The 12,752-nt window shown below is 68.0% G+C and carries 12 protein-coding genes; 8 read left to right on the top strand and 4 right to left on the bottom strand.

From position 1 onward, the window contains the following. Positions 1-14: 14 nt before the first annotated feature. A complete protein-coding gene (locus tag ASC46_RS07395) occupies positions 15-518 on the bottom strand; it encodes a winged helix-turn-helix transcriptional regulator (protein ID WP_055458654.1) in 504 nt (167 codons plus the stop codon). A gap of 154 nt (positions 519-672) precedes the next feature. Between ASC46_RS07395 and ASC46_RS07390 the strand changes: the two genes are divergently transcribed. After that, on the top strand, positions 673-1,326 hold the full coding sequence (locus tag ASC46_RS07390) for a glutathione S-transferase family protein (RefSeq protein WP_055458653.1): 654 nt from the start codon (positions 673-675) through the stop codon (positions 1,324-1,326). A 75-nt stretch (positions 1,327-1,401) separates the two neighbouring features. Here the strand turns inward: ASC46_RS07390 and ASC46_RS07385 are convergent, their stop codons facing one another. Then, positions 1,402-1,698 (bottom strand): hypothetical protein, encoded by a 297-nt coding sequence (locus ASC46_RS07385; protein ID WP_055458652.1) that lies wholly within the window; start codon positions 1,696-1,698, stop codon positions 1,402-1,404. A 196-nt stretch (positions 1,699-1,894) separates the two neighbouring features. On the opposite strand from ASC46_RS07385, the gene ASC46_RS07380 reads away from it, so the two are divergent. The 7 genes from ASC46_RS07380 to ASC46_RS07350 all read left to right on the top strand — a co-directional run bounded on the left by ASC46_RS07380 (position 1,895) and on the right by ASC46_RS07350 (position 9,031). After that, positions 1,895-2,581, top strand: coding sequence for a CerR family C-terminal domain-containing protein (locus ASC46_RS07380; RefSeq protein ID WP_055458651.1), 687 nt, complete (start codon positions 1,895-1,897; stop codon positions 2,579-2,581). Next, positions 2,578-3,609, top strand: a complete 1,032-nt coding sequence (gene hlyD, locus ASC46_RS07375; protein WP_082464748.1) for a secretion protein HlyD — start codon at positions 2,578-2,580, stop codon at positions 3,607-3,609. Before ASC46_RS07380 ends, hlyD begins: the two co-directional genes overlap by 4 nt. Before the next feature lies 1 nt (position 3,610). Beyond that, entirely contained in the window at positions 3,611-5,350 is a 1,740-nt protein-coding gene (locus ASC46_RS07370; RefSeq protein WP_055458650.1) for an ATP-binding cassette domain-containing protein, read from the top strand. Beyond that, positions 5,347-6,492: an ABC transporter permease gene (locus ASC46_RS07365; RefSeq protein ID WP_055458649.1), complete on the top strand. Its 1,146-nt coding sequence runs from the start codon at positions 5,347-5,349 to the stop codon at positions 6,490-6,492. Before ASC46_RS07370 ends, ASC46_RS07365 begins: the two co-directional genes overlap by 4 nt. Position 6,493: 1 nt before the next feature. Next, a complete protein-coding gene (locus ASC46_RS07360; protein ID WP_055458648.1) occupies positions 6,494-7,603 on the top strand; it encodes an ABC transporter permease in 1,110 nt (369 codons plus the stop codon). Between the two features lie 83 nt (positions 7,604-7,686). Continuing rightward, positions 7,687-8,148: a YbhB/YbcL family Raf kinase inhibitor-like protein gene (locus tag ASC46_RS07355; RefSeq protein WP_055458647.1), complete on the top strand. Its 462-nt coding sequence runs from the start codon at positions 7,687-7,689 to the stop codon at positions 8,146-8,148. A 112-nt stretch (positions 8,149-8,260) separates the two neighbouring features. After that, positions 8,261-9,031: an SDR family oxidoreductase gene (locus ASC46_RS07350; RefSeq protein WP_055458646.1), complete on the top strand. Its 771-nt coding sequence runs from the start codon at positions 8,261-8,263 to the stop codon at positions 9,029-9,031. Between the two features lie 88 nt (positions 9,032-9,119). On the opposite strand, the gene ASC46_RS07345 is transcribed toward ASC46_RS07350, so the two are convergent. Further along, positions 9,120-11,336, bottom strand: a complete 2,217-nt coding sequence (locus tag ASC46_RS07345) for an amylo-alpha-1,6-glucosidase (RefSeq protein WP_055458645.1) — start codon at positions 11,334-11,336, stop codon at positions 9,120-9,122. A gap of 48 nt (positions 11,337-11,384) precedes the next feature. After that, the gene (locus ASC46_RS07340; protein WP_055458958.1) at positions 11,385-12,476 is read right to left on the bottom strand and encodes a glycosyltransferase family 4 protein; all 1,092 of its coding nucleotides are present in this window, start codon (positions 12,474-12,476) and stop codon (positions 11,385-11,387) included. Positions 12,477-12,752 lie beyond the last annotated feature (276 nt).

Below are 12,752 nucleotides of genomic sequence, written 5' to 3'. Positions count from 1 at the left end.
GTCGGCACCCTGCTTCAAGGGCTGCCGACTGTGCCAGGAGCGACGGCTGCCTCATAGGCGGCCTGCAACTGCATCAGCACGGATGGGCCCGTGGCCGGCAAGCCACGGTGCAGGCTGCGCAACTCGTCCATGAAGGCCTCCCACAAGGGCGGGCCGCCGTCCTCGAGCAGCTTGGCCCGGATGGCCAATTCGGGTGACACTGGCGTGTGGCGGCAGCCCCAGGCACCCATCGTCGCAAGCAATGGCACGAGCTGGATCGCCGATTCGGTCAGGGAATAGACGGCCTTCTGCCGGTGGGCCGGATCGGCGCTCTTCGTCAGGAGCCCCGCCGCGACAAGCCGCTTCAGGCGGTCGGCGAGGATGTTCGAGGCGATTCCTTCTTCCGACAGGGCGAGCAACTCGCGGAAGTGCCGTCGATTGCCAAACATGAGATCGCGGATGACGATAAGGCTCCAGCGATCGCCGAGCAGCTCCAGCGTCAGGTTGATGGGGCAGCCGGACCGACGGGCGTTGCTCAACGCGGGACCTCACTATCTGCTTGCAAACTACAATCAGATGGAGGAGAAGGGAACCGATTGCAATGCGCAATCAGTTTCTGGCGGGCACGGTGGCCGATCGGGATGATCCGGCTTCGGCTGGGCCATCTGCCTTACGAGAACGAGGAGGCCGGCCGTGACGCTGACGCTCTTTGCTCATCCCTTTTCCTCCTATTGCCAGAAGGCGCTGGTGGCGCTCTACGAGAAGGATATGCCCTTCGCGCTGCGCATGCTGGATGGGCCCGAGGCGATGGCGGATCTGACGGCCATCTGGCCATTGCGGCGCTTTCCCGTGCTGATCGATGACGGCCGGCCGGTAATGGAAGCCAGCATCATTATCGAGTATCTTGATCTTTATCATTCGGGCGTGCATCGACTGGTGCCGGACGACCCGCGGGTGGCGCTCGAGGCGCGGCTGATGGATCGCTTCTTCGACAACTACATCTCGACGCCCCAGCAGAAGATCGTCCTCGACGCCCTCCGGAGCGAAGCGGAGAAGGACGGCCGCGGCGTCGCCGAGGCGCGCGAGATGCTGGATCGGGCCTATCATTGGCTCGACGGCGTGATGGCCGGGCGGGTCTGGGCGGCGGGAGAGGCATTCACCCTAGCTGACTGCGGGGCGGCGCCGTTCCTGTTCTATGCTCATTGGACGCATCCCATCCCGGCGGCCTGCGCCCACGTCCACGCCTATCGCAGCCGGCTCTTGGCGCGCCCGTCCTTCGCACGCGCCGTGGACGAAGCCAGGCCCTATCGGCCCCTCTTCCCCCTGCCGATCCCGCAGGAAGACTGAGGATCGGCGCCTCGCAAAGAAAACCCGGCTGGAGCGGCCTCCTGCCGGGCTTTTACTTGCGGCTTCGTCCGGCTGTTACCAGCAACCCCAGGCGTTGCAGCGATAGTAATAGCCGCGCGGAGCGGTCGCCGCCCCCAGAACGGCGCCGCCGACGAGGGCAGCGGCCGTTCCGACCGCGACCTGTGAGGCCGCCTGGTCCGCCTGACGGCGGTTGCTGTTATAGGCTGCATTGACACAGCGGTCGTAAGAGCGCGTGCCCGGCCGCAGGCCGGCTTCACGACAGGTGAACTCGGCATCGACCGCCGATTCCTGGGCCGTCTGGCAAGCGGCCAGGGTCAGCGCGAGTGCCCCCGCAACGAACAGAATACGCATAGATTTTCCCCGAAAGAAACAACTGAACCACTTAACGGAGCGGTTAACAAAAAGTCAACGACGGCACACGGGCGGTATATATTTCAGAGATCTATGGTTAATGCATGGCGCCGCCGCAGCCTTGAGGGGTGCGAGGCAGCCAGTAATCGTCATTCATTCGATTGACTTGTTCGACGGTTGACCATATGCTGTCTCCATGTCAACGACGCACGATCCGCCGCCGCGGCGCGGCGATGCCGCCCGCGAAAGGCTGCTGAACGCAGCCATCGATGTCTTCGGCCTGTTCGGCTTCGACGGCGCCAGCACGCGCAAGCTAGCCGATGCGGCCGAAGTCAACCTCCAGGCTATTCCCTACTATTTCGGCAGCAAGGAAGGGCTCTATCTTGCGACGGCCGAGCATCTGGCGGGGCTCATCCAGGCTCATGTCGCCACCCTGCGCGAGCGGCTGCGCCAAAGGCTCTCGGAGGCTGAAGGGGCAGGGGCTTCGATCGGAGGGGAGGAGGCGCAGGCCCTTCTTGCCGAGATGCTCGAGGCGATGGCGGCGCTCTTCGTCAGCCCGCACTCGGAGCGTTGGGCGCGTTTCCTGATCCGCGAGCAGATGGCGCCGACGGAAGCCTTCCAGCGCATCTACGGAGGTGTCATGGAGCCGACGCTCGACGTGGCCCGCCGGCTGGTCGGCATCCTCGTCGCGGCGGATCCCGACTCCGACGGCGTGCGTCTCAGAACCCTTGCTCTGCTCGGCGGCGTGATGGTGTTTCGCGTGGCACATGCGGCGGTGTTGCACCAGCTCGGCTGGGAGGCGATTGGTCCGGAGGAGACAGGCCGCGTGCGGCGCCTCGCCCGCACGCTCGTGGCGGATCTCAGGCCGGGAGGTGCCCCGTGAGCGGCGGCAGAGGCCGCAAGGCGGCCATCCTCCTCGCTCTTGCCCTTGCCGCGACTGCCGCCGGCTGGTGGTTCGACCTGCCGGGCCGGGTCGGCTGGCGGGAGAGCCGCGGCGAGGTGTTGACCCTCTACGGCAATGTCGACATCCGGCAGGCGCGCCTTGGCTTTCGCGTCAGCGGCCGAATCGCCGAGGCGCTGGTCGACGAGGGTGATCGGGTCGAGGCCGGGCAGCCGCTCGCCCGCCTCGATGCCGGACCGGCCGCGGATGCCGTTCGCGCCGCCGAGGCGCAGGTCGCGAGTCTCGAGGCCGTGCTGGACAAACTCATGGCGGGGCCGCGACGGGCGGAAATCGAGCAGGCACGGGCGGCTTATCTTGAACGGCAGGCCGATTTCGAGAATGCTCAGCTCGCCTACGAGCGGCAGAACCAGCTCAGGCCGAGCGGCGCCGCCTCGCAGGCCAATCTCGATCAGGCGACGGCGGCCCGTGACATGGCCCGGGCGCGCGTCGAATCGGCTCGTGCCGCCCTGCGCCTCCTCGAGGACGGCACGCGCCCGGAGGATATCGCCGCCGCCCGGGCCAATCTCGATGCCGCGCGGGCGAGCCTGGCGGCGGCGCGAACCGCTCTCGCCGATACCGAGCTTCATGCGCCGTCCGCGGGCGTCATTCTCTCTCGCGTCGAGGAGCCGGGCGCCATCGTGGCAAGCGGCGACATCGTCTACGTGCTGTCGCTCGAAGCGCCCGTCTTCGTGCGCGCCTATGTCGGCGAGCCGGACCTCGGCCGCATCCGGCCCGGCATGACGGTGGAGGTGACGAACGACACGGAGCCGGGACGTGCGCACCGGGGCACAGTCGGCTTCGTCTCGCCGGTAGCCGAGTTCACACCGAAAACGGTGGAGACGCCGGCGTTGCGAACAGATCTGGTCTACCGCCTGCGCATCGTCGTCGACGCGCCGGACGGCAGCCTCAGGCAGGGCATGCCCGTCACGGTCAGGGTGCCCCGGCCGGCGGCGGAGGCGGGAGGCGGATGAGATGGCCGAGCCCGTCGTCCGCATCGAGAACGTGACCATGCGCTTCGGCCCGCAGGCGCCTGCACTGCGGGGTGTCTCGTGCGTCGTCGAGGGCGGCATTACCGGCCTCGTCGGCCCTGACGGCGCCGGCAAGACGACGCTGATCCGCCTCATGACAGGCCTTCTCCTGCCGGATGAGGGTCGCCTCTCGGTGCTTGGCCTCGACACACGCGGCGACATGGCGCCGGTGCAGGCCGCGATCGGCTACATGCCCCAGCGCTTCGGGCTTTACGAGGACCTGTCGGTGGCCGAGAACCTCGATCTCTATGCGGACCTGCGGGGGCTCGCCTCGTCCGAACGCGCGGAGGTCTTCGAGCGGCTCCTGTCCTTCACGGATCTCAGGCGCTTCACCGGGCGTCTCGCAGGCCGCCTGTCCGGTGGCATGAAGCAGAAGCTGGGCCTCGCCTGCGCGCTCCTCACCAAGCCGCGGCTGCTGCTGCTCGACGAGCCGAGCGTCGGCGTCGATCCGGTATCCCGGCGCGACCTGTGGGCAATGGTCAGGGAACTTGCCGGCGATGGCATCGGCGTCCTTTGGTCGACGGCCTATCTCGACGAGGCGGAGGCCTGCGACCGCGTGCTGCTGCTCAACGCCGGCGAGTTGCTTTTCTCCGGCCCGCCGGCGGATCTCACCCGACAGGTGGATGGCCGTGTCTTCAGGCTGACCGGCGTCGGGCGGGGCAGGCGCGCGGTGCTTGCCGAGGTGCTCGGCGGTCGCGGCATCGTCGACGGCGTTATCCAGGGCGAGGCCATTCGCCTCGTCGTCGCGGAGGGTGCGCAGGAGAGGGACGCGGCCATCACTGAGGCCAGGAGCCGGGCCGGGGTGGGCGCCGAGGTGCGGCCGACGCCGCCGCGCTTCGAGGACGCCTTCATCGACATGCTCGGCGGCGGGCCCGGCGGGCGCTCGCAACTGGCGGAGGCGAGCCCGATGCGGGCCGCTGGCGGCGACGAGGCCGTCATCGAGGCGCGGGGGCTCACCAAACGTTTCGGCGATTTCACCGCGGCCGACGACATCAGCTTCTCCATCCCGCGCGGCCAGATCTTCGGCCTGCTCGGCCCGAACGGGGCCGGCAAGTCGACCACCTTCAAGATGCTCTGCGGCCTCCTGAAGCCGACGAGCGGCGAAGGCCGGGTCGCCGGCTTCGATCTTCGACGCGAGTCGGCCGAGGCGCGCAACCAGCTCGGTTACATGGCGCAGAAATTCTCACTCTACGGCGATCTCAGCGTCGATCAGAACCTCGCCTTCTTCGCCGGGGCCTACGGACTCGCCGGTCCGCGTCGCCGTGAGCGCATCGCGCTGATGAAGGAGGTCTTCGCCCTGTCCCCCCAGTCCGGCATATCGGCGAAGGATCTGCCGCTGGGGTTCAAGCAGCGCCTCGCGCTTGCCTGTGCTGTCATGCACGATCCGGCCGCGCTGTTCCTCGACGAGCCGACGTCCGGCGTCGATCCGGTCACGCGCCGGGAGTTCTGGACCCATATCAACGGCCTCGTCGAGAAGGGCGTGACGGTCCTCGTCACCACCCATTTCATGGACGAGGCGGAATACTGCGATCGCATCGCGCTCATCTACCGCGGGCGGGCCATCGCGCTCGGCTCGCCGGACGCGCTGCGGGCGAGCGTCGCATGCCCCGAGCGGCCCGATCCCACAATGGAAGATGCCTTCATCGCCCTCATCGAGCGATCACGTCTGGTCGAGGCGGCATGACGAGCAAAGGCAACAGCACGGACCGCACCGGCCGTCTCAGGCGGCTCGGGGCGCTCGTGCGCAAGGAGGCGCTGCAGATCGTGCGCGATCCGAGCAGCATCCTCATCGCCTTCGTGCTGCCGTTCATCCTCATCTTCCTCTTCGGCTACGGCGTATCGCTCGACACGACACGCACCCGCATCGGCCTCGTCGTCGAGGAGACGACGCCGTCGGCGCAGGATCTGGCGGCGAGTTTCCGCGCCTCGCGCTATTTCGATGTCATCGACGGGCATGACCGACGTGAATTCGAGGAGGCGCTGGTGCTCGGCCGCGTGCGTGGTATCGTCGTCATCCCGTCGACCTTCGCCACCGATCTCGCCGGCCGCCGCCCTGCCGCCATCCAGGTGCTCGTCGACGGAGCCGAGCCCAATACCGCAAGCTTCGTGCAGAACTACGCGCGCGGTGTCGTCGCCACCTGGGCAGCCGTGCGGGCGAGCGAGACCGCATCGGCCCCGGTCGGCATCGCTGTCGAGCAGCGCTTCTGGTTCAACCCGGAGCTCGCCAGCCGCTACTTCCTGGTACCGGGTGCCATCGCCATCGTCATGACGCTGGTCGGGACCCTGCTGACATCGCTCGTCATCGCGCGCGAATGGGAGCGCGGTACCATGGAGGCGCTGATGGCGACGCCGGTGAGCGCGGCGGAGCTGCTGATGGGTAAGATCCTGCCCTATTTCGTGCTGGCGCTTGCCGCGATGACGCTCTGTGTCGGCCTCGCCGTCTTCCTCTTCGGCGTGCCCTTCCGCGGCTCGCTCGTCGCTCTCTATGGGCTCTCGGCCGCCTTCCTCATGCCGGCGCTTGGGCAGGGGCTCCTCATCTCGGCGGTGACCAAGAACCAGTTCCTCGCCTCGCAGCTGGCGCTCATGTCCGGCTTTCTGCCGGCGTTCCTCCTGTCGGGCTTCCTCTTCGAGATCAATTCCATGCCGGGGCCGATCCGGTGGCTGACCTTGATCGTGCCGGCGCGCTACCTGATCCCGAGCCTGCAGAGCGTGTTCCTCGCCGGCGATATCTGGTCGATGTTCCTGCCCGCCATCGCCGTCATGGCGGGGATGGGCCTCGTCCTCTTCGCGCTCGCCGCGCGCAACACCGCAAAGCGGATTGCCTGACATGTGGTGGACGCGCCTCAAGGCCCTTATCGTCAAGGAACTGCTTGCGCTGCTGCGCGACCCGAAGGCGCGGCTCATCCTCGTCGGCCCGCCGCTCGTGCAGCTCCTCGTCTTCTCCTATGCGGCGACGCTCGACGTCACCAACATCGACCTCGTCGTGCTCGACAGGGATGCCGGCGCGGCGAGCCGGGAGCTGGTGCAGCGGCTCGAAGGCGCGCCGGACTTCCGCCGCGTCGTGCCGGTGGAGAGCGAGGCGGCGCTTGCTGCGGCCATCGACCGGCAGGAGGCGATCGCCGCCATCTCCATCGGGCCGACCTTCTCGCGCGACATCGCGGCCGGCGTGCCGGCCAAGGTGCAGGTCATCCTCGACGGGCGCCGATCCAACGCGTCGCAGATCGTGGCCGGCTACATCTCCCGCATCATCCAGGGTCTTGGCGCGGAGATCGCCGTCAGCGGACGGGCGCCGCCGCCGGTCGATGTGGTGGCGCGCAACTGGTTCAACCCCAATCTCATCTATCAGTGGTTCATGGTGCCGAACCTCGTCGCCAGCATCGCGTTGCTTATCGGCCTCATCGTCACCGCGCTGTCGATCGCGCGCGAGCGCGAGCTCGGCACTTTCGACCAGCTGATGGTCTCGCCGCTGCGCACGCACGAGATCCTCATCGGCAAGGTCATCCCGCCGATGCTCGTCGGCACGGTACACCTGACGCTATACGTGCTGGCGGCCGTTGTCGTCTTCGGCGTTCCGCTGCGCGGCTCGATCGGCCTGCTCTATGGCAGCGCCCTGTTCTATCTCCTGTCCGTCGCCGGCCTCGGCCTCTTCATCTCGGCGCTGGCGGCCACCCAGCAGCAGGCCATCCTCGGAGCCTTCCTGCTCCTCGTGCCGGCCACGCTTCTCTCCGGCTTTGCGACACCCATCGAGAACATGCCCGCGTGGCTCCAGCCGGTCACGATCGTCAATCCACTGCGCTACTTCCTCGTCATCGTCCGGGGCGTGTTTCTGAAGGACCTGCCGGTGGCGGAGGTCGTGGCCCAGACCTTGCCGCTCGCGCTGATCGCCGCCGCGGCTCTGATGTCTGCCGCCTGGCTCTTCCGCCGTCGCCTCGAATAGGGGACAATGAGAATAGCGCGGGAACAATCCGCTGCGGTTCCCGTTCGCCAGCGCAGGATGGCCGACAATCCCGGGAGGAGGCGATGGCCCTGACGCTCACGAGCCCTGCTTTCGCCGACGGCGAGAAAATCCCCCGCACTTTCGCCCGCGACGGCGAGAACCTGCTGCCGCCCTTGCGCTGGGCGGGCGTACCGGCAGGCACGCGCAGCCTCGTGCTGGTGATGGAGGATCCCGACGCGCCGCGCGGCACGTTCCGTCACCTCGGCATCTACGACATCCCTTCGGACCAGAGCGGCCTGTCGCAGGGGGCAGACCCGGGGGCGGGCGAGAGCTTTCGCTTTGCCCGCAACGACTTCGGCAACACGGCCTATGACGGCCCGCAGCCGCCGCCCGGCCACGGGGTGCATCACTACTATTTCCGCCTTGCGGCGATCTCCGAGCCGCGCCTCGGCATCCTCGGCGACGTCGGCGTGGCGGACGTATGGAAAAAGGCGAGAAAGCACCTGCTCGAGGAAGCGACCCTGGTGGGTACCTACGAGCGCTGAGCGACGTCGGCACGTTCCATTTCAGGCGCAAGAAGCGGAGTGCCTGCCGGCCCGGCGCCTGCGAGGTTGCAGCCCTTCCGGCCGCCCGGCGGTCATTTCGAAGGGTTTGCAGATGAACATGCTCAAGGACAAGGTTGCCATCGTCACGGGTGCAAGCTCCGGTATCGGGCGCGCCACCGCCCTGCTCTTCGCGCGCGAGGGCGCGAAGGTCGTCGTGACGGCCCGCCGCAGGCAGATGCTCGAGGCCCTCGTGGAGGAGATCGCTGCCGCCGGCGGCGAAGCTTGCGCCGTCGACGGCGATGTGCGCCAGGAGGCATTGCACGAGGCAGCCGTCGCGGCGGCGGTCGAGCGCTTCGGCGGCCTCGACATCGCCTTCAACAACGCCGGCGTCGTCGGAGACATGGCACCGCTCGATCAGCTTTCGGCCGATGCGTGGCGGACGATCCTCGACATCAACCTGACGGGGGCGTTTCTCGGCGCGCGCCGGCAGGTTCCCGCGATGCTGGCACGGGGCGGGGGATCGCTCATCTTCACCTCCACCTTCGTCGGCCACACGGTCGGCATGCCGGGCATGTCCGCCTATGCGGCCAGCAAGGCGGGCATGATCGGGCTCATGAAGGTCATCGCGGCCGAATTCGGGCCCAAGGGCGTGCGCGCCAACGCCATCCTGCCGGGCGGCACGGATACGCCCGCTGCCATCACCAATGCGCCTGACGCGAAGCCCGAGCTGCTCGCCTTCGTCGAGGGCCTCCACGCCCTGAAGCGGATGGCGCAACCGGAGGAGATCGCCCGCTGCGTGCTGCATCTTGCTTCGGATGCGGCGAGTTTCGTGACCGGCGCGGCGGTGCTCGTCGACGGCGGGGTTTCGATCAGTCGTACCTGACGGGGGCGGCTGGGGAGGGGAGACGCCGTCTTGCCCTCCCGTCACCCTGCGGGACGTTGCGGGCACCCGTCGCCCGCCAGCTTGCCGCTCAGTTCGTCGTCAGCACGCGGACCGGCCCCGAGCGGTTGAGCACCTCCACGACCACCTGGGCGCGGGACCGTCGCAGGGCGATGTCGACGACGCTGCCGGCGAGCGACAGCCGCCGCAGGGTGACGTGGTCGAGGAAATCCGGCAGCACCGGATGGTCGAAGGTGATCTTCATCCCGTCCGGATCGAAACCGAGGCCTAGACAGGACTGGAGCAGCGACAGCGGCGCGGCCGCGGCCCAGGCCTGCGGCGCACAAGCCACGGGATAGAAGGTCGGTCCCTGCGTGCGCTGGCGCGCGAAGCCGCAGAACAGCTCGGGCAGGCGCCGCATGTCGATGTAGGTGGAGGCCTCGAACAGCCCCTGGAAAAGGCGGGCCGCCGCGCCGCGATGGCCATAGCGGGCGAAGCCGGCGGCGATCAGGGCGTTATCGTGCGGCCAGACCGAGCCGTTGTGGTAGCTCATCGGATTGTAGCGCGCTTCCGTATCCGCGATGGTCCGCACCCCCCAGCCGCAATAGGAGGAGCTCCCCATCAGCGTGTGCATCACCGCTTCCGCTCGCTCCGGCTCGGCGAGTCCGGTGAAGAGCACGTGCCCGGCATTCGAGGAGCGGACGCGGCACGGGCGCTTGGTGCCGTCGAGAGCGATGACGTAGGTGCCGAGCGCCGCATCGAAGAAGGCCTCGTCGAAGCGGCGGCGCAGGGCATCGGCCCGGGCGCCGTAAACCTCGGCCTCCTTGGGGCGGCCCATGCGGCGCAGCATCGCCGCCACCCCCCGCCAGGCACCATAGACATAGGCCTGCACTTCCGCGAGGGCGATCGGACCCTCCGCGATGCTTCCGTCGTCGTGGAAGACGGAGTCGTGGCTGTCCTTCCAGCCCTGGTTGACGAGGCCCTCATCGGTGCGCCGCCCGTATTCGACGAAGCCGTCGCCGTCCCTGTCGCCATGGCTGTCGATCCAGCCGAGGGCCGCCTCGATGTGCGGCCACAGGCGCTCGACCGTGGCGAGGTCGCCGGTGCGCTTCAGATAGGCACCAGCGAGCATGACGAACAGCGGCGTCGAGTCGATGCTGCCGTAATAGCGGCGGAACGGCACCTCGCCGAGCTCGGCCATCTCGCCGTGGCGTACTTCGTGCAGGATCTTGCCCGGCTCGGCATCGGCAAGCGGATCGAAGGTCGTTGCCTGGTTGGCGGCGAGATAGCCGAGCACGCCCCTGGCAATGGTCGGATCGAGCCACAACGTGCAGAGCGCGGTGATGAGTGCATCCCGGCCGAAGACCGTGCTGAACCACGGAATGCCCGCGTAGGGATATGGCCCTTCGGGGGTGTCGGTGATCAGCATGTAGAGATCGGAGACGCTGCGACGTACCGATTCGTTGAAGATGTCGTTCGACGTCGCGATGGAGGCCGCGCGCGTAGCGGACTGGCGCAGCGCGCGCCGCGCGTCGCGCAACGCGCTGAAGAAGGCTCGCCGCGGCGGCTGGTTGGCGCCCTCGAAGCCGCAGTTGATTTCGAGGAACAAAGAGATGCTCTCGCGCGGTGGCAGGTCGAGGATGAAAATCGCGGAGCTGCCGGATAGCCGTGCCGGAGCGGGATCGAAGGCGAGCGTCGTGGCACGGCGGTGCCCGTCAAGCCCGGTGTAAGACAGCACCACCCGGTTGTCGCCGATGTCGGGCGGGTGATGCGTGCCGCGCCGTTCGCGGTGCGAACCGCGCACCTCGAAAAGGTCGGCGAAATCGGCTGCGAAGGCGATTTCGACCGAAAGGCGCCGCGTCTCGGCATCGAAGTTGCGCAACACGAGCCGCTCGAAGCAGCCGGCGTTCCACAGGAAGCGGGACCGGCGCAGATGGATGAGGTCGTGGCCGAGGACGAGCCGCCCCTTCTCGTCGAACAGGTCCGGATTGGTGAGGTCGCAGGTCAGGGTGGCATTGTCGTCGCGCAGGGTCGAGCTGAGCAGCATCGGCCGTGCGCCGTCAATGGTGAGGTAGAGATGCGAGAGATGGCGGGTGTCGCGGTGGAAGATGCCCTCCGGGCTGCCCGGCCCGGAGAGCGCATCGCCGTTGTGGTCGAAGACCGCGAAGGTGTCGCCGTGCTTCAGGGTGCGCGGCCGCCGCTCCTGCAAGGAGGCGGAGGCCGGAATGAAGAACTGCGCGATCTGCGCTGCCCCGGGCCCTGCAGGAGCCGGTGCATGCGGAACAGCTTCTGCGCCGATCGTCTGCATGTCGCAAATCCCGTTCTCGTCAGCCGATGGACCGGGGCCGCGCGGCCGTCAGGCGACGACCTGCAGGCCGGTCTCGCCACCTGCCACGTAAAGGAGCGGCGAGCGCGCCTTGACCCCCGGCAGCGTGCGGTAGATTTCGACATAATCCTCGGCCATGCGCTCGACCGTGAAGCGCCGCTCGAAAGCTGCCCGCACGGCCGACCGGTGGATGAGGCCGAGCCGGCCGACGGCCGCGACCGCTTGGTCGACGTCATCGACGATGAAGCCGGACACGCCGTGCTCGATGACCTCCGGCACCGAGCCGCGGCGCATGGCGATGACCGGGGTGCCGCACGCCATGGCCTCGATCATAACGAGGCCGAAGGGCTCCGGCCAGTCGATCGGGAAGAGGAGAGCGGCGGCATTGCCGAGGAACTCAGCCTTCTCGGCGTCGCCGATCTCGCCCAGGTAGGTGACGTTCGGCGTCGCCGCGACCATGGGGGCGATCTGCTCGCTCCAGTAGGCCTCGTCGACCTTGTCGATCTTCGCGGCGATCTTCAGCGGCAGACCCGTCCGCGCCGCAATCGCTATGGCAAGATCCGGCCGCTTCTCCGGCGAGATGCGCCCGAGGAAAGCCAGATAGCCGCCCTTCGGCCGGTCGTTGAACGGCAGGAGGTCCCGCGGCAGGCCATGATGGACCGTGCCGACCCAGTTGACCGGTGGCATCGGCCGGCGTTGATCATCCGAGATCGAGACGAGCGGGATGTCGGCAAAGGCGGCATAGAAGGGCTTCAGGTCCGGCAGGTCCAGCCGGCCGTGCAGGGTCGTCACGGTGCGGTCGGCGAAATCGCGGATCAGAGGAAAATGCAGGATGTCGATGTGGAAATGCAGCACGTCGAACCTGTCGGCGAGCGCGCGCACGCGATCCAGCATCGCAACGTGGTAGGGCACGTGATCGCGCACGGCCGGGTTGAGCCGCAAGGCGATGTCCGAGCATCGGACGAGTTCGGCGCTCGTGCGGGTGTCGCCGCTGGCAAAGAGCGTCACCTCGTGCCCCTGGCGGACAAGTTCTTCCGTCAGATGGGAAACGATGCGCTCCGTGCCGCCATAAAGGCGCGGTGGGCAGCTCTCGGCGAGCGGGGCGATCTGGGCGATCTTCATCGGCAGGGCCTTCATCGGCAAAACCTCCTCATGCGAGCGAAGCATCGACAATGAACCGCGCAGCTTCGACGCCTGCGCAGCGGCCGTCCCTCCGGGCACGGCAGTCTGGACGCTGAAGGCCTCGACAACGGTCCGGGGCCCGAACAGCGCCGGAAGTCGAACGTTCCCGGCGCGACCGGCCGAAGAGGCCCGGACGCGCCGCAGACGGGCCCCAAGCATTTCTCCTGCCTTGTGGCAAATCGTGGGCAATGGCGGCGAGCCGGCCGCGGCCCGGCA

Origin of the sequence: Chelatococcus sambhunathii, assembly GCF_001418005.1 — a bacterium.
GTDB classification, from domain to species: Bacteria; Pseudomonadota; Alphaproteobacteria; order Rhizobiales; family Beijerinckiaceae; genus Chelatococcus_A; species Chelatococcus_A sambhunathii.
The sequence above is the reverse complement of the archived record's forward strand: the minus strand, read 5'-3'. Positions and strand labels throughout refer to the sequence as shown.